This is a genomic window from Mesorhizobium silamurunense, from assembly GCF_014843905.1.
Taxonomy (GTDB): domain Bacteria; phylum Pseudomonadota; class Alphaproteobacteria; order Rhizobiales; family Rhizobiaceae; genus Mesorhizobium; species Mesorhizobium silamurunense.
Window position 1 is genome coordinate 1 of the sequence record NZ_LPVS01000250.1, and the last position, 16,172, is coordinate 16,172.

General features: G+C 60.9%; 15 protein-coding genes. 14 read left to right on the forward strand and 1 reads right to left on the reverse strand.

Translation table 11 applies throughout. The features are described from left to right. The 14 genes from AU465_RS34255 to AU465_RS34320 all read left to right on the forward strand — a co-directional run. On the forward strand, nucleotides 1-1,061 hold a 1,061-nt coding region (locus AU465_RS34255), incomplete at its 5' end, for a phospholipase D-like domain-containing protein (RefSeq protein WP_210325388.1). A 153-nt stretch (nucleotides 1,062-1,214) separates the two neighbouring features. Next, entirely contained in the window at nucleotides 1,215-2,225 is a 1,011-nt protein-coding gene (locus AU465_RS34260; protein ID WP_210325389.1) for a GIY-YIG nuclease family protein, read from the forward strand. 169 nt (nucleotides 2,226-2,394) lie between these two features. Continuing rightward, nucleotides 2,395-4,425, forward strand: coding sequence for a conjugal transfer protein TraG (locus AU465_RS34265; protein ID WP_192257610.1), 2,031 nt, complete (start codon nucleotides 2,395-2,397; stop codon nucleotides 4,423-4,425). A gap of 114 nt (nucleotides 4,426-4,539) precedes the next feature. Continuing rightward, on the forward strand, nucleotides 4,540-4,953 hold the full coding sequence (locus AU465_RS34270; protein ID WP_192257612.1) for a CopG family transcriptional regulator: 414 nt from the start codon (nucleotides 4,540-4,542) through the stop codon (nucleotides 4,951-4,953). After that, complete coding sequence (trbB, locus tag AU465_RS34275) at nucleotides 4,950-5,918, forward strand: P-type conjugative transfer ATPase TrbB (protein WP_192257614.1); 969 nt, start codon at nucleotides 4,950-4,952, stop codon at nucleotides 5,916-5,918. Before AU465_RS34270 ends, trbB begins: the two co-directional genes overlap by 4 nt. Nucleotides 5,919-5,929: 11 nt before the next feature. Continuing rightward, nucleotides 5,930-6,238, forward strand: coding sequence for a TrbC/VirB2 family type IV secretion system protein (locus tag AU465_RS34280; protein WP_192182968.1), 309 nt, complete (start codon nucleotides 5,930-5,932; stop codon nucleotides 6,236-6,238). Continuing rightward, the gene (locus tag AU465_RS34285) at nucleotides 6,238-6,510 is read left to right on the forward strand and encodes a VirB3 family type IV secretion system protein (protein ID WP_192257616.1); all 273 of its coding nucleotides are present in this window, start codon (nucleotides 6,238-6,240) and stop codon (nucleotides 6,508-6,510) included. The genes AU465_RS34280 and AU465_RS34285 overlap by 1 nt, the downstream gene beginning before the upstream one ends. Further along, nucleotides 6,504-8,954, forward strand: coding sequence for a conjugal transfer protein TrbE (gene trbE, locus AU465_RS34290; RefSeq protein WP_192257618.1), 2,451 nt, complete (start codon nucleotides 6,504-6,506; stop codon nucleotides 8,952-8,954). The genes AU465_RS34285 and trbE overlap by 7 nt, the downstream gene beginning before the upstream one ends. Beyond that, nucleotides 8,951-9,676, forward strand: coding sequence for a P-type conjugative transfer protein TrbJ (trbJ, locus tag AU465_RS34295; RefSeq protein WP_192182971.1), 726 nt, complete (start codon nucleotides 8,951-8,953; stop codon nucleotides 9,674-9,676). Before trbE ends, trbJ begins: the two co-directional genes overlap by 4 nt. Before the next feature lie 33 nt (nucleotides 9,677-9,709). After that, complete coding sequence (gene trbL / locus AU465_RS34300; protein ID WP_192257620.1) at nucleotides 9,710-11,032, forward strand: P-type conjugative transfer protein TrbL; 1,323 nt, start codon at nucleotides 9,710-9,712, stop codon at nucleotides 11,030-11,032. After that, entirely contained in the window at nucleotides 11,033-11,764 is a 732-nt protein-coding gene (gene trbF, locus AU465_RS34305) for a conjugal transfer protein TrbF (RefSeq protein ID WP_192257622.1), read from the forward strand. It begins immediately after the preceding gene. Next, nucleotides 11,754-12,788 carry a P-type conjugative transfer protein TrbG gene (gene trbG, locus AU465_RS34310; RefSeq protein ID WP_192257625.1) on the forward strand — a complete coding sequence of 345 codons (1,035 nt, stop codon included), beginning with the start codon at nucleotides 11,754-11,756 and terminating at the stop codon, nucleotides 12,786-12,788. Before trbF ends, trbG begins: the two co-directional genes overlap by 11 nt. Nucleotides 12,789-12,799: 11 nt before the next feature. Next, nucleotides 12,800-14,017, forward strand: coding sequence for a TraB/TrbI/VirB10 family type IV secretion system protein (locus AU465_RS34315; protein ID WP_192257627.1), 1,218 nt, complete (start codon nucleotides 12,800-12,802; stop codon nucleotides 14,015-14,017). Nucleotides 14,018-14,030: 13 nt separating this feature from the next. Continuing rightward, the gene (locus tag AU465_RS34320; RefSeq protein ID WP_192257629.1) at nucleotides 14,031-14,303 is read left to right on the forward strand and encodes a DUF2274 domain-containing protein; all 273 of its coding nucleotides are present in this window, start codon (nucleotides 14,031-14,033) and stop codon (nucleotides 14,301-14,303) included. A gap of 418 nt (nucleotides 14,304-14,721) precedes the next feature. Here AU465_RS34320 and AU465_RS34325 read toward each other — a convergent pair whose 3' ends face one another. Next, nucleotides 14,722-16,044, reverse strand: coding sequence for a tyrosine-type recombinase/integrase (locus AU465_RS34325; RefSeq protein ID WP_192257631.1), 1,323 nt, complete (start codon nucleotides 16,042-16,044; stop codon nucleotides 14,722-14,724). Nucleotides 16,045-16,172: the final 128 nt, after the last annotated feature.

Here is a 16,172-nt window from a genome sequence, read left to right on the forward strand (position 1 = left end):
CGACCGCGGTCGTGTCAGAAACTGCAGACTCAAGTCCTCGAATGGCGAGTTTTGATCCAAGCGACCTTATATTTGGCGGAAAGCGCCATCGCGAGGTGCTCGAAGCGACCTTCAAAGGTGCGAAGGAGCGGGTGGTAGTTCATTCGACCTTTATAACGGAAAATGCCCGAGACCGGCTGCCGCTCATTCTCGCAGCCGCAGGGCGGGGAGTGCGCATCGACATATTTTGGGGGCAGGAGGAGGACGACGACAAAATGAACTCTAGCCAGAATGCGATCGAATTTCTCAAGAAGGAACTCGCTGGCACTGGCAAGCGCGATCTAATCCGCATTCACCCATTTAGCACAGCTTCACACGCGAAGTTCCTAGTGGCAGATGATCGCACGAATGGCTGGGTGGGGCTCCTTGGCTCATGTAATTGGATGGCCTCATCTTTTGAGAGTTTCGATGCTTCCGTCCGATTGCGAGATTACAAGCTTCTTGGAGAACTCACGAATTGTCTTTCCATCATGGCCCATTCGCGGCTCGGTGTATGGAACGATACATCGCAAGACTTCGCGACTTTAAGCCGCCGGATAGCGGCCCTGCCCGAAAGAGGCGGTCGCAAAGCCCGCATGCGAATGCTGTACACCGGTGATCACAGCGAAGTTCCATTGATCGCCCGGAAGGAAGCGCGAGAGCGGGTTTTTGTAACAAGCCATCAGCTGGGCGTTGCCGGAAAGGCGGTTACCATTTTTCCGTTGTTGTCGGCGCTTGGCGAGAAGAGGTTGGACGTTGTTACGTATTATAGCAAAACAGCTGGCAGGCTCAGCGGGTTCGATGCGGCAGCCATCACCAGAGAGTATGCCCAACAGGGTTTTCAGGTAACGCCGGTCAGCAAGCCGCGGATTCATGCCAAAGTGCTGGGCTGGGACAATGATCACTTGGCCATTTCAAGCTTCAATTGGCTGTCTGTCGACCCTAATGAACAGAAGCCGATGAGAGAATTGGGCGTTTTGATAGAGAGCAATCGCATAGCTGAAAATTTCATGCGTACTTTGGAAAACGCGCAGCTAGCTTAGTCTCCGTCTCGGACGTGCGCGCTCCTGAGGTCTAAGGATAACCCGGTGATAAATCGTCTCTGGTGGGAGCACCTTGCCCCTAAGGTAATGCATCGCCGGTTCGACGAGATCGTTGAACGCCTCCGGTCTTGGTGCGCCACAGACTATGGAAAGATGTGGCTGACGTCGGCGCTCGCCCATGGGGGTGTGATGCGTGTTCAACCAGGACAGCTCATCCCCGTTTTCTCGCTCATTGCACTCGGAGACAGACCTTTCTTCATGCCGCCCCAACCTACCATGTTGGTAGGGCATCGATCGGTGGCGCCGACTATGCCCTTTCGCTCCGGAAAGCTACTGGCCGATGATGAATTGGCGCTGCAACCGGTAATTCGCATCGACGTGGTGGAAGATCCGGCCCTGTTGGAAGCGGCGCGTCTCGGACGGACGGCACTTGAAATTCCGGGGCTCAAGAAGCCAAGCACCGTCTTCAGCGTGCCGGCGAAGATAGTGCTCGCGCCCATAGGATGGCCCAAAAAGTCGTATGTCCTATACCAACACATTTTCGGCCGAGGCAACTCTTACCCCGACGACGGATACTTCTACGTCGGCGTGACAACGCGAAGTTGGCAGACGAGATGGAATGAACATCGCCGCGCGATCAACAGCGGGAGCCCACTGCGGTTTCATCGGCGGTTTTTGGAAGAACTGGAGAGCCACCGGATCACCTACATCCATCATAAGGTGATGGCAGTGACGACCGATATCGAAGCGCTCTATGCAACGGAGGAGTTTCTCGTCAAAGGGCATTGGCATGATGAACGGCGCTTGAACATGATCCCAGGCGGAAAGGAAGGTCTCCGCTATCTCCGCCAGAACGGAATGTTGGGCAGACACATCGTACCGAGCCCAGACGAGCGCGACAGGCTCGTGCTGAAGTGGATGCGCGATAACCCGCGAAAGGGTGTGCCTGCACCTTGGGTAAGTGAAAAGTGGAAAGACGATGCTTGGGCTACCGCCCAGATTTGCGGACGCGAAGCCCGGCTATCGGTCGAACAGGTTGCGGCCATCCGGCACCTATCAAACAATCACACCATCGCAGAAATAGCTGATAGGATTGGTGCGCTTAATACTTCGCAGGTGCAACGCGTGATCGAAGGCAAGACGTACTCTCGCGTGCAAACGTGAACCTCCGAGATAAAACGTCTCGCGGCTTTATTTAGCTCTTCAGCCTCGGAAGGTTGCGGGATCTAGATACAAAAACACGTCCCGCGCCCTCCGGTCGTACGTAGCGGGCATTTCCTGTCTTGCCGAGCCACGCGATCTTAGTCCGCCTGTGTAGAACGCGGACCATCCAATGACACCTACGAAGCTCCTGATTGGCCAGATCGCCGTCGTTTTCATAATCGTCGTTCTTGGCGTATGGGCGGCAACTCAGTGGTGCGCCCACATGCTGGGCCATCAGCCGCAGCTCGGCGCACCATGGTTTGCCGCAGCTGGCTGGCCGATCTACAAGCCCTGGAAACTGTTCGAATGGTGGTACCATTTCGACGCGTATGCGCCTGACATCTTCGACGAAGCAGGCATGCTTGCCTGCGCAAGCGGGTTCTTGGGGTGTGCTGCGGCTATTGTGGGCTCCCTTTGGCGCGCACGACAGAGAGGACTAGTCACCACCTATGGCTCCTCACGATGGGCAGCTACACTGGAGATCGAGAAGGCAGGGCTGTTTCGGTCGGCAGGCGTTTTCCTCGGCAAACTGAAGGATCGCTATCTTCGCCATGACGGACCGGAGCACGTCATGGCCTTTGCGCCTACACGTTCGGGCAAGGGCGTCGGTTTGGTTATCCCAACGCTTCTTGCCTGGACAGGATCGACCGTCATTCATGACATCAAGGGCGAGAATTGGCAGCTGACGTCTGGCTGGAGGTCGAAGTTCTCGTACTGCCTACTGTTCAATCCGACCGACTCAAGGTCAGCGCGCTACAACCCACTGCTGGAAGTGCGCAAAGGTCCGAACGAGGTCCGCGACGTCCAGAACATCGCTGACATCCTCGTCGATCCGGAAGGCGCGCTGGAGCGACGGAATCATTGGGAAAAGACCAGTCATTCACTCCTGGTCGGGGCCATCTTGCATGTGCTCTACGCCGAGGAGGAAAAGACGCTTGCCCGCGTTGCCACCTTCCTGTCGGATCCGCAACGCTCGTTCGCAGCGACACTGCAGCGGATGATGACGACAAACCATCTCGGTGCCACCGACAGGCCTCAGGTGCATCCTGTAGTGGCTTCGGCCGCACGTGAGGTGCTGAACAAATCTGAGAACGAGCGTTCCGGCGTTCTCTCGACTGCCATGTCTTTCCTCGGGCTCTATCGCGATCCGACTGTGGCTGCGGCAACTTCGGTCTGCCACTGGCGTATCGCCGACCTCATGGATGCCGAACGACCAATGTCGCTCTACCTGGTCGTGCCGCCTTCGGACATCTCGCGCACAAAGCCCCTGGTCCGACTGATCCTCAATCAGATCGGCCGGCGGCTCACCGAGCGATTGGAAGGCGATCCAAAGAAGAGCCGCAAACATCCACTGCTCATGATGCTCGACGAATTCCCGGCGCTCGGGCGGCTAGATTTCTTCGAGACCGCGCTCGCCTTCATGGCCGGCTATGGCATTCGCGCTTACCTGATCGCACAATCCTTGAACCAGATCTCGAAAGCCTATGGCGAAAACAACGCCATTCTCGACAATTGCCACGTACGGATTGCCTTTTCCTCCAATGACGAGCGCACCGCCAAGCGCATCTCAGACGCACTTGGTACGGCGACGGAACTGAGGTCCATGCGCAACTATGCCGGCCATCGGCTGGCGCCCTGGCTTTCGCACGTCATGGTGAGCCGGCAGGAAACTGCCCGCCCGCTGCTGACGCCGGGCGAGGTGATGCAGTTGCCGCCATCGGACGAACTGGTGCTGGTATCGGGATTGCCGCCGATCCGCGCCAATAAGCTGCGCTATTACCAAGATCAGAATTTCACCGAGCGGGTGCTGCCTTCGCCCGTCCTGCACGACGGTCCCTACGCGGACTGCCCTATGTGGCGCCCGGACGATTGGACCGGACAAGTACGCGGCGTCGATCGCCGGCTTGCTGCCGACAACGAAACCGCCAGCGCGGCAATTCAAGATGAGGGCGGTATCCAACAGCAGCGCCATCCGGGTTTGCCGGAGGAACACGCCGTCGTGACTCCGGAGCCCGATCAAGGTGATCTGTTCGTGCCCGCCGACGACGATAGTGAGGCACTTGTCGACAAGCGCGTCATGGATCGGATCTCTACCGCCGCGCGTGCCTACGGCATCAACGAGGGAAGGGGCGACGACAAGGACATCGTGCCCGGCTTCTGAAGCTCCATGACCGGCGTACTTCAGCGTAGATAACAGCCATAAGCGAATTTGAGCATCTGGCCGATGCTTGTTCCCGCCGCCGTACCCGCCGTGCGGCCAGTTGGAACAAGCCAAATGAAGCCGCACCGTATCCGTCATCAGTTTCTGCTTGAGCCTGGGCTAAGCGAGAAGCTGGACAACCTTAGCCGCGATCCATCGACGACCAAATCAGCGATCGTGGCGAAGGCGATCGAAGCCTTCATCGAGCGGCGTGGCGAGAACGAGCTCGACCGGCGCTACGGCGTAAGGCTCGACCGTCTTTCCCGCGACCTCGCTCATGTCAGGCGCGATGCCGAGATGATCCTGGAGAGCCTCGCACTTTTTATCCGCTTTTCGATCACGCTTCATGCTCATACGCCGGTCCCGGACAGGGCGACACAGGCGATCGCCCAGGAACGTTTCGACAAATTCGTCGAGCAAGTCGGCCGTCAGATCGCGTCGGGGAAACGGTCGCTTGGCAAGGACAATGGCGCGGGAGGGGAAGGATGAGCTCTCATCCGGAGGCCGACCATCGTCGCCGCGCAATGCTGCGCACCGCCATGGGCCCGGCGATCACCGAAGCCCTAGCCGATCCCTTGGTCATCGAGGTGATGGTCAATCCCGACGGTGCGCTGCGGCTCGACCGGTTGGGAGAGGGCCTGGTCGATACTGGCGTGCACATGCACCCATCCGAGGCGGAACGCATCGTCCGCCTTGTCGCTTCCCATGTGCGCGCCGAGGCGCATGCCGATAATCCGATCGTCAGCGCCGAACTGCCCTCGGGCGAGCGCTTCGAGGGGCTGTTGCCGCCAGTCGTACTGGCGCCATGCTTCGCCATTCGCAAGCCAGCGGCAAATCTCTACACGCTGGCCAACTATGTGGCCGACCGCATCATGCTGCCGCTGCAGGCCGATGCGCTGAGGAAGGCGGTGCGCGAGCGGCGCAACATATTGGTCGCGGGCGGCACGTCCTCGGGCAAAACCACGCTCGCCAATGCGCTGCTGGCCGAAGTCGCCGAATGCGACGAGCGGGTGATCCTGATCGAAGACACACGCGAGCTGCAGTGCGCTGCCAAGGACTGCGTTGCGCTTAGGACAAGACGGGGCTCGGTGACGCTTGCCGATCTCGTACGCTCGACGCTGCGGCTCAGGCCCGACCGCATCATCGTCGGCGAAGTCCGAGGTGCGGAAGCCCTCGACATGCTGAAGGCATGGAACACTGGCCACCCCGGCGGCATCGCCACGGTTCACGCCAATTCGGCGCGCTCCGCCCTCTACCGGATCGAGCAACTCGCCCAGGAAGCCGTCGTCACCGTTCCCCGCCGTCTCATAGCCGATGCCATCGATCTGATCGTCTTCATCGCCGGGCGCGGATCCTCGCGCCGCATCGACGCGATTGCCGAGGTCACCGGTCTCGACGGCAGCGGCGATTACGCTGTCGCCCCGCTCACGCTTCCCCAACTCCAGCAGCTTTGAAAGGTCACTTCATGCGCAAGAAGCTTCGCTTTCTTTCGTCCACCGCGCTCGCGTTTTGTCTTACGGCCTCGGCTCACGCGGCCGGCTCCGGCATGCCATGGGAACAGCCGCTGCAGCAGATACTGGAGTCGGTGCAGGGACCGGTCGCCAAGATCGTCGCGGTGATCATCATCATCACAACGGGCTTGACCCTTGCCTTCGGTGACACCGCAGGCGGATTCCGCCGGCTCATCCAGATCGTCTTCGGCCTGTCAATCGCCTTTGCGGCATCGAGCTTCTTCCTCTCCTTCTTCTCTTTCGGTGGCGGGGCGCTCGTCTGATGGTCGCGGGCGAGCAGCATATCGAGGGCTTCGAGGTTCCAGTCCACCGGGCGTTGGCCGACCCGATCCTGCTCGGCGGTGCGCCGCGGGCGGTCGCGATCCTCAACGGCACGGTGGCCGCGGCAATCGGCCTGGGCTTGCAACAATGGATTGCCGGGCTGGTGCTCTGGCTTGCCGGCCACACACTCGCGGTCTTCGCCGCAAGGCGCGATCCGGACTTCGCCACAGTGCTTGTCCGCCACCTTCGTCTCAAGGGGTGGCTTGCATGCTGAATCTTTCGGAATATCGCGGCAAAGCCGACCGGCTTGCCGATCATCTGCCGTGGGCCGCACTTGTTGCGCCGGGCATCGTGCTCAACAAGGACGGCAGCTTCCAGCGAACTTTTCGGTTCCGCGGCCCCGATCTCGAAAGCGCGACGGAAGCCGAGCTCGTCGGCATCTGCGCGCGGGCAAACAATGCGCTCAGACGCCTTGGCTCGGGCTGGGCATTGTTCGTTGAAGCCGAGCGGATCGAAGCGCTGGGCTATCCGAATTCTCGCTTTCCCGACGCGGCGTCATGGCTGGTCGACGAAGAACGCCGCGCGGCCTTCGAGGGCAAGGTCGCGCATTTCGAAAGCCTCTACCATCTGACCTTGCTGTTCATGCCACCGCCGGACAGCCAGGCACGGGCGGAAAGCGTGCTCGTCGACTCGCATCATTCAGAAGGCGAAAGAGACTGGCGCCAGGAGATGGCGCGGTTCCGAGACGAGACCGACCGGGTTCTGGATCTTCTGTCGGGCTTCATGCCCGAGGTGCGCGCCCTCGACGATGCCGAGACGCTGGCCTATCTGCACGGCACAATCTCGACCCGTCGCCATCCGGTCGCCGTGCCGGAAACACCGATGTATCTGGACGGCATCCTGGTCGATGCGCCGCTTACCGGCGGCTTGGAGCCGATGCTGGGTGAGCAACATCTTCGCACACTCACCATCCTCGGCTTTCCGAACGTTACACGGCCCGGAATCCTCGACGCACTCAACAACCAGGATTTCGCCTATCGCTGGATGACGCGCTTCATTCCGCTCGACAAGACCGAAGCCACGAAGACGCTGACGCGGTTGCGGCGGCAGTGGTTTGCTAAGCGCAAATCGATCGTCGCGATCCTACGCGAGGTTGTGACCAACGAACCGGTCCCGCTCGTCGACAGCGATGCCGACAACAAGGCGCTCGATGCCGACGAAGCACTTCAGGCCCTGGGCGGCGATCATGTCGGCTTCGGCTATCTCACGACGACCGTGACGGTATGGGACGAGGATCGCCAAGCCGCCGCAGAGAAACTTCGTTCGGTCGAACGCATCATCAATGGGCTCGGCTTTACCACGATCCGTGAAAGCGTCAATGCGGTCGAGGCCTGGCTCGGCTCATTGCCCGGCCATGTCTATGCCAATGTTCGCCAGCCGCTCGTTCACACACTGAATCTCGCCCATCTCATGCCGCTCTCCTCGGTATGGGCCGGCTCAGCAACGAACGAGCATCTCGCCAAGGTTACCCAGACCGACGCCCCGCCGCTTCTCGTGGCCGAGACCAGCGGATCGACACCGTTCCGGCTTTCCACGCATATCGACGATGTCGGCCACATGCTGATCGTTGGTCCGACCGGCGCCGGAAAGTCGGTTCTGCTTGCGCTGATCGCTCTTCAGTTCCGACGCTACGCCGGCGCCCAGGTCTATCTCTTCGACAAAGGCAATTCGGCCCGTGCGGCGACTCTTGCCATGGGTGGAGAGCACCATGCACTCGGCGCGGACGGGGCGCTTTCCTTCCAGCCGTTGCGCGACATCAACGACCAGGCTGCCCGCAGCTGGGCGGCCGAATGGGTCGCCGGCCTCATTGCCCATGAGAACGTCGCAGTTACCCCAGAAGTTAAGGAGGCGATCTGGTCGGCACTCACCAGCCTTGCTACCGCGCCGGCGCAGGAACGCACGCTGACCGGCCTGTCGGTCCTGCTTCAGTCCAATGGGCTGAAGTCTGCGTTGATGCCCTACACGCTCGACGGCCCCTTCGGTCGGTTGCTCGACGCCGATGATGATCGGCTGGCCTTGTCGGATGTGCAATGTTTCGAGACTGAGGAGCTGATGCACAGCCAAGGCGCTGTGCTGCCTGTGCTCTCCTATCTGTTTCATCGGCTGGAGGAGCGATTCGACGGACGGCCGACGCTGCTCATGCTTGATGAGGCCTGGGTCTATCTCGACAATCCGCTGTTTGCCGCCCGTATCCGCGAATGGCTGAAAGTGCTGCGCAAGAGAAACGTGTCGGTCATCTTCGCCACGCAATCGCTTGCCGACGTCGCCGGCTCTGCAATAGCGCCTGCAATCATCGAGAGCTGCCCACAGCGTATTTTCCTTCCCAATGACCGTGCCGTGGAACCGCAAGCGCGGGCGGCCTATGAGCGCTTTGGTCTGAACGAGCGGCAGATCGACCTCATCGCCCGCGCCACGCCGAAGCGGCAATACTATCTCCAATCGCGTCGCGGCAACCGGCTCTTCGAGCTGGGCTTGGGTCCCATCACACTCGCGCTTTGTGGCGCCTCCGATCCAGCCACGCAGACCCTTATCGACAGGGTCCTGTTCGAGCACGGACAGGACGGCTTTGCCTCCCACTTCCTGAATTCGCGCGGCCTCGATTGGGCCGTCGAACTTCTTCTGCAATTCCCTCAACCAGACAAGGAGCAATCGTCATGATGGGACGCCGCCTTTTCACCAGCCTGATCACAGTTTCTCTGATCGCCAAACCCTTGGCCGACTATGTTCAGCCAGCCTATGCCCTGATCGTCTTCGATCCGTCGAACTATGCGCAAAACGTGCTGTCGGCGGCACGCGCATTGGAGCAGATCAACAATCAGATCCAATCGCTTCAGAACCAAGCAACCGTGCTACAGAACATGGCGCGCAACCTTCAGAGCCTGGATTTCTCTTCCGTGGGCCAACTCACCGGCGCGCTCCATCGCATTGATGGGCTCATGGACCAGGCAAGCGGCCTGAGCTTTGATCTAGGCAAACTTCAGGACCAGTGGCGCAGTCAATACCCGGAAAGCTACGACGCCACGATCAAGGTCAGCGACGTGGCAAGCGCCGCGCGCGAGCGTTGGCAGAGCGCCCTGCAGGCGTTCCGCCAGACCATGGGTGTGCAGTCGCAGATCGTCGAGAACGTCCGCGGCGACGGCGACCTGCTTGCCGATCTCGTCAACCGTAGCCAGGGCGCGGCAGGTGCGCTTGAGGCAAGCCAGGCCACCAACCAGCTGATCGCGCTTTCGACCAAGCAGCAGATGCAAATCCAGACGCTGCTCGCGACGCAGTTTCGAGCTGAGGCCGAGGATGCCGCCCGCAAGGCCCAGTCCGAGGAAGCCGCCCGCGAGATGACGAAGCGCTTCCTGGGCACCGGCACGGCCTATCCCGGCAACTGATCACCAGCTCTTTACGACGAGGAAGGCGGCGGCATGAACGACCTCGGGGTCATCGATCGCTTTATGGAGACCTTCATCCGCTACATCGACAGCGGATTCGGGCTGCTCTCTGGCGATGTCGCCTTCCTCACCACGACCCTGATCGGCATCGACATCACGCTAGCCGGTCTGGCCTGGGCGTTCGGCGGCGAACCCAACATTCTCGGCCGCCTCATCCGCAAGGTGCTCTATGTCGGCGTCTTCGCCTTCATCCTGAACAATTTCAAGAGCCTCGCCGACATCATCTATCGGTCCTTTGCCGGTCTCGGCATCAACGCGTCCTCAGGCAATCTCTCCGCTGACAATCTCCTGCATCCAGGCCGCATCGCCGCCACCGGTTTCGAGGGCGCTTGGCCGCTGCTCGATCAGGCAAGCCAGCTCCTGGGCTTCCCCGAAATCTTCGGCAACGCGCTCACCATCTTCGTGCTGCTCGTGGCCTGGTTCCTGGTCATCATCGCCTTCTTCATTCTCTCGATCCAGCTCTTCATCACCATCCTGGAGTTCAAGCTCACCACGCTGGCCGGCTTCACCCTGGTCCCGTTCGCGCTCTGGAACCGGTCGGCGTTTCTCGCCGAGCGCGTGCTGGGCAATATCATCTCGTCGGGCATCAAAGTGATGGTGCTCGCCGTCATCGTCGGCATCGGTTCCACACTCTTCGGTCAGTTTGCTTCCGCGCTGCAAGGGAAGGAGCCGGATCTGGCCGCCGCCATGTCCCAGGTGTTGGGCGCGCTTGCGCTGTTGGGGCTCGGCATCTTCGGACCTGGGATCGCTTCGGGCCTTGTTTCCGGTGCCCCTCAGCTCGGCGCGGGCGCCGCACTGGGTACCACCGCAGCCGCAGCCGGTGCATCGCTCGTTGCCGGAGGCGCCGCGTTTGCCGGAACGCGCATGGCGACCGGAGGCGGGCTCGCTGCAGTCCGTGCCGGCACGACCATGGGATCGGCTGCTTCCGCTGCTTGGCAGATCGGGCGTGCAACCTCATCCGACTCCGGCATGTCCGGCGTGGCTGCCGGTATGCACGGCGTGGCGGGTGCCGCCGGCGGCGCCGCGATGCGGGCAGCGCGATCTGCTGCGGGAACCTTCGGACGCAACGCCGATGCCGGGCGCGAAGCCGCATGGACCGCGACGGGCGGTACGCCAACGTCGTCAATGATTGGGCGCACTGCCGGCGCAGGCCCCAATGCCGCGCCGACATGGGCAAGGCGCTTGCGTTCCGAACAGAACGCCCGTGCACATCGCCATGCGGCCGCGCAGGCCGTCCGAGATGGCGACAAGCCGGGCGGCAGCGCCAATCCCTCACTCAACGACAAGGACGACTAGATGCTCTTCAAGCGACCCGTTCAACGATACGGCAAGACGCCCGAGCCGGTCACACCGTACCAGAAGGCCGCCCAGCTCTGGGACGAGCGCATCGGCTCATCTCGAGTTCAGGCCAGGAACTGGCGGCTGATGGCGCTCGGTTGTCTTGCCTTAGCGGCTGGACTTTCCGGCGGACTCGTGTGGCAGTCGACACAGAGCCGGGTTGTGCCCTACGTCGTCGAAGTCGACCGGTTCGGCGAGGCGCGCGCCGTTGCTCCGGCAGTCCGAGACTACGAGCCCTCCGATGCCCAGATCGCCTGGCATCTCGGCCGCTTCATCCAGAATGTCCGTTCCGTTTCCACTGATCCAGTGCTGGTCAGGCAGAACTGGCTGGCAGCTTATGACTTTGCCACCGACCGGGCAGCGCTCTTCCTCAACGAATACGCCAAGGCGAACGACCCCTTCGGTCAGATTGGCACGCGCAGCATATCCGTGCAGGTGACCAGCGTAGTCCGGGCTTCCGATAGCTCGTTCCAGGTCAAATGGACCGAGCAGGTCTTTGAGCGGGGCAGCCTCGCCAGCACGACGCGCTGGACCGCGATCCTCACCATCGTGATCCGGCCACCAAGCAATACGGACCAGCTGCGCAACAATCCGCTCGGCGTCTTCATCAACGCCATCGATTGGTCACGCGAGCTCGACAGCGCCGCGCCGACATCCGTTTTCCCAAAGGAGCCCGCCGATGACAAATAGAGTCCCATCGTTCCGTAACGCGCTAATCCTTTCTGCGTCCGCAGCCATCCTCTCCGCCTGCGCGTCGAAGCCGGTGCCGCCGCCCGAGATTTCCTATGACGCTGCCGACTTCGAACCGGCGGCAATCGAGAAGGTGCCGGAGAAGCCTGTCAAGATCGTCGAGGTGCCAAAGCCGTTGCCGCTACCCGGCCAGTTGCAGCCCAATCCGGGTAAGGTCGCCGCCGCCGAAGACAAGCGCTCTCCTGAAGAACGTGTCGCCGATGCCAACAAGGCGGCGACGCAGCAACCCACCAAGTACGGCTATGTCAACGCGGTGCAGGTCTTTCCCTTCACCGATGGCGCGCTTTACCAGCTCTATGCCGCGCCAGAGCGCGTCAGCGATATTGCTCTACAGCCGGGCGAGAAACTGACAGCCGTGTCGGCCGGTGACACCGTGCGCTGGGTCATAGGCGATACCGCCAGCGGCACCGGTGACAATCAGCGCACCCATGTGTTGGTAAAACCTTTCGCGTCAGGGCTTACCACCAATCTCGTTATCACAACGGACCGTCGGACGTATCATCTGCAGCTTCAAAGCACCGAGAAGACGGCAATGGCGGCGATCTCCTGGACGTACAGCGAGGACCAGATCATAGCGCTCCGCCAGCGTAACGCTCAGGCCGAGGCCGCGATGCCGGTGGCGTCGAATCTGGCGCTGGAGAACATTCGCTTCCGCTACTCGATTAGCGGCGATACGCCGCCCTGGAGGCCGACGCGCGCCTTTGATGACGGCAGCAAGGTTTATATCGAATTCCCGCGCCGTATCGATCAGGGTGAGGCGCCGCCGCTCTTCATCGTCGGCGCTGACGGCGGCAGCCAGCTCGTCAACTACCGCATGCGCGGCAACTATTACATCGTCGATCGCCTCTTCGCCGCCGCTGAACTGCGCCTGGGCACCAAGCAACAGCAGGTGGTGCGCATCACGAGGACTGACGGCCGGCAGCTGCCGCGGCGGACTTCACTCTTTGCGCGATCCAGCAGGTAAGGGGAACGCTCATGACCGATACTTCCAGACCCGATGCTCCGCCGAAACTCGATCCCGAGCAGTTGCAATTGCGAGCTTCGCCCCGTCGTGCTGTGCGTTTCAGGCGCGGCGTGATCATCGCTATCGCTGCTGTCGGATCCGGTGCCATTCTGGGCGTCACGGTGATCGCGCTTCAGGGACCGGCATTGCGCATCAGACAGCAGGCGGAAGACCTCCACAACACTGAGCGCAAGCCAACCGCCGAGGGACTCGACACGCTTCCCAAGGACTATTCCGGAATGAAGCCGAAGCCTCCTGTGCTCGGACCACCTCTGCCCGGCGACCTCGGCCGTCCCATCCTTGAACGTCAACGTCAGCTTGGCATAGCGCCGGGGCAGGAGGCGTCGGCCGAGGAGCAGCGGCTTGCTCAGCAGGCGATCGAGGCGCGCGAGTCGCAAGTCCTGTTCCGGATCGAAAACCGGCCTGGGGAAACGAATGTCGCCGACAATGCGCACGGAGCGCAGCCGCCGTTTGAAGCACCGCTTGCGCAACCCGGTGCGGGTGGCGCGCGAGCTTCCGTGGCGCCGACCGAGGGTGACCAGAACAATCAGCAGCGCAAGCTCGACTTTGTCAGCCAGCAGAGCACGAGTGGGATTTACAATCCGCATGCGCTGCAAACGCCGGCTTCGCCCTATACACTGATGGCGGGCAGCGTGATCGCAGCAAGCCTCATCACCGGGATCAATTCCGACTTGCCCGGCCTCGTCGTCGCGCAGGTCACCGAGAATGTGCACGACACGGTCACCGGCAGCATCTTGCTCATTCCGCAAGGCTCGCGGCTGATCGGCACCTATGACAGCGTTGTCGCCTTCGGCCAAAAACGTGCGCTACTGGTCTGGCAACGCGTTCTGCTGCCCGATGGCTCTTCGATCGAAATCGACAACCTGCCCGCGACGGACACTGCCGGCTACGCGGGGCTTGAGGACAAGGTGGATTTCCATACTTGGCAGCTGATCAAGGGCGTTGCGCTAGCCACGCTGCTGGGTGTCGGCACCGAGTTGAGCTTTGGGGACAATGAAAGCGACCTGGTCAAGGCGATCCGAGAATCCACTCAGCAGAACGTCAGTCAAGCCGGCCAACGCATCACCGAAAAGAACCTCAATATCCAACCCACAATTACGGTGCGCCCTGGTTGGCCGCTGCGCGTCATCGTGCACAAGGATCTTGTGCTGCGGCCATACGCGGGTTGATTAGGAGTGGCTCATGGCGAACCTGAAACTTGGAAAGCTTCCAGACCGAACACCTTCCAAGGTCACCGTCACTGTCAGCGCTGAGCTGAACCAAGCGCTGAAGGACTATGCGGCGCTATATCGCCAGACCTATGGCGAATCGGAATCAGTTGCGGAACTGATCCCCTTCATGCTGTCAGAGTATCTAGAAAGCGACCGAGCGTTTGCTAAGGCAAGAAAGGAAGGCTTATCCGCTACAGGCACGTCGGAAAAGTCGCGGCGCCAACCCGGTTCGCATTCCGAATAGCCGAACGCCAAACTGGGTCTAGCCAAACCATGGCGCGTGCCGCCGAATTTCCCGGTTCTCTAACGTCGCTGGCAGAGCTCGAACGATTTCTGGCTGTTGCGGCCTATTTGGTCGTTCGTCATGGCGAAACTTACACGCCGACATTCGAGCGGCTTGAGCATGAGCTTGAAGAAGCGCGGCGGCGGCTTGGGATCCGAGACCGGGCCCGGCACGTGCTAGCCGAACTGATCCAGAATGGGGGCCCCGCAGGAGCAAAAGCGATAGCCCAACTGCGATATGCGCCCCAAACTTCGATTGAGAGCGGAATTAACGTCAACCCGTCATCGCGAAATACGTGAAGCTGTCCGACACCGATCGATTTCAAGTATCGAACCTGCAACCGCACAACATAAAAAACTGCTGATTAGGCACCGTGGCATCAGCCCCCTTCAGGAGGGACGAACGCGATCCTTTGCAGCCACTCGCGCTTCTGGGCCAAGGATGGCCCGGCACCGTATTTCGGTCGAATCCATTTGTGGCCCATCAAGGAAGCGATAACTTTCTCGGGCGCCTCAACTGCCGTTAGTCGATCCTCAAAAGTGTGTCGTAGGCTATAGAGACTATGCTCCGATGTAGGCAGGAGTTTCTTGTTGGTAAGCACCTTATTGACCAGCGCCGAAAGCGAGGCTGCCTTGTCACGGTAGCGGGGGAAGCCCTCCGGATGGAGCTTTATCGCTTCAAGCGCGCAGCCGACTAGAGGGATGTCACGCGCTGAATGATCGGTCTTCAACCGACGCCCATTGGGGCGCACCTGCACGTGCGGGATTTCGTGATCGAGGTGGATTGTTTCCGTGGTGAGGTTTGCTGCTTCAGAGAGCCTGAGTCCGGTGTCGGCAATTAGATAGACGAGATGGCGCGCCTCCTCGTTCAGCCCGTCCAGTGCGCCTTTCGCGAGAATCTCTCCCTGCACGAACTGCGCCGTGAACGCCGCGCGTTGAGCCGCGACGGCACCGGAGAGCCGCAGTTGATGGAAAACCGGCTCCAGTTTGAGCTGATAGGTGAGGTCGACGACACGCAGCATCTTGGAGAGGTGGCCGATGTCCTTGTTGGCCGTACCGATATCGAGGCCACCGCCAACGATCCGCTTCTGCCACCACTCGCGGAAGGCGACCGCATCATCCCGTGTCAGGCGAGCGATCTCTTTGTCGCCGATGACGCCAATCAAGTTTGCGATCGCTCGCGTCTTCGGATTGCGCCACTTCTTTACCTGGTTTGGCGACATGGCCAGCAGGGTCTGTTGCTCGATCGTTTCGAACTCCTTGACAAGGCCGCTCAGGCGCAGTGCTGGCCGCTGCTCTCCGCCCATCACCGCAGAGACGTCCTTTGCGTCCTCGACTGCATTCTTATCGAGAAGCAGCTTGATGCGAGCCATGAGTTCGTCGAGAGGGCCCGCCGCCAGTTCCTCATTGGTCCGATAAGCCACCCCGAACGATCGCGCACGCTTCCTCACAGCCTCGAAGCGCAGCGCCGCCTCTGCCGACTGGCCATCGCCAAGTCTGCGCCAATACGCCTCGAGCCCGGCGCCGAGGCTGCGCACCGCGTCCCGGGCCCGTATACCACGCGGATCGTCGGCAACGGCGACCCCAGTGGAAATGCGCACCAGGCCGCGCGGATCATAGGCCGCGAATTTCTTCGGAACCCGCCGCACGAGATACCAGATGCCATCACGTTTGTGCGGCCTTGACGCCGCAGATCGTCGCATTAGCCAACTCTAATGTTACACAGTTTGTTACACAGAAAGAGATATGTTTCGATCTTGAGCAGTCAAGAGTCACAACGAACTTTTTGAAAACAAACGGTTTTTAGCTGAGTGAGCTGGCGGAGAGAGCG

Bases quoted from the DNA above. Each gene is read 5' to 3' on its own strand.
- AU465_RS34260 (WP_210325389.1), top strand. From the start codon at position 1,215: ATGTGGCTGACGTCGGCGCTCGCCCATGGGGGTGTGATGCGTGTTCAA.
- AU465_RS34265 (WP_192257610.1), top strand. From the start codon at position 2,395: ATGACACCTACGAAGCTCCTGATTGGCCAGATCGCCGTCGTTTTCATA.
- AU465_RS34270 (WP_192257612.1), top strand. From the start codon at position 4,540: ATGAAGCCGCACCGTATCCGTCATCAGTTTCTGCTTGAGCCTGGGCTA.
- trbB (WP_192257614.1), top strand. From the start codon at position 4,950: ATGAGCTCTCATCCGGAGGCCGACCATCGTCGCCGCGCAATGCTGCGC.
- AU465_RS34280 (WP_192182968.1), top strand. From the start codon at position 5,930: ATGCGCAAGAAGCTTCGCTTTCTTTCGTCCACCGCGCTCGCGTTTTGT.
- AU465_RS34285 (WP_192257616.1), top strand. From the start codon at position 6,238: ATGGTCGCGGGCGAGCAGCATATCGAGGGCTTCGAGGTTCCAGTCCAC.
- trbE (WP_192257618.1), top strand. From the start codon at position 6,504: ATGCTGAATCTTTCGGAATATCGCGGCAAAGCCGACCGGCTTGCCGAT.
- trbJ (WP_192182971.1), top strand. From the start codon at position 8,951: ATGATGGGACGCCGCCTTTTCACCAGCCTGATCACAGTTTCTCTGATC.
- trbL (WP_192257620.1), top strand. From the start codon at position 9,710: ATGAACGACCTCGGGGTCATCGATCGCTTTATGGAGACCTTCATCCGC.
- trbF (WP_192257622.1), top strand. From the start codon at position 11,033: ATGCTCTTCAAGCGACCCGTTCAACGATACGGCAAGACGCCCGAGCCG.
- trbG (WP_192257625.1), top strand. From the start codon at position 11,754: ATGACAAATAGAGTCCCATCGTTCCGTAACGCGCTAATCCTTTCTGCG.
- AU465_RS34315 (WP_192257627.1), top strand. From the start codon at position 12,800: ATGACCGATACTTCCAGACCCGATGCTCCGCCGAAACTCGATCCCGAG.
- AU465_RS34320 (WP_192257629.1), top strand. From the start codon at position 14,031: ATGGCGAACCTGAAACTTGGAAAGCTTCCAGACCGAACACCTTCCAAG.
- AU465_RS34325 (WP_192257631.1), bottom strand. From the start codon at position 16,044: ATGCGACGATCTGCGGCGTCAAGGCCGCACAAACGTGATGGCATCTGG.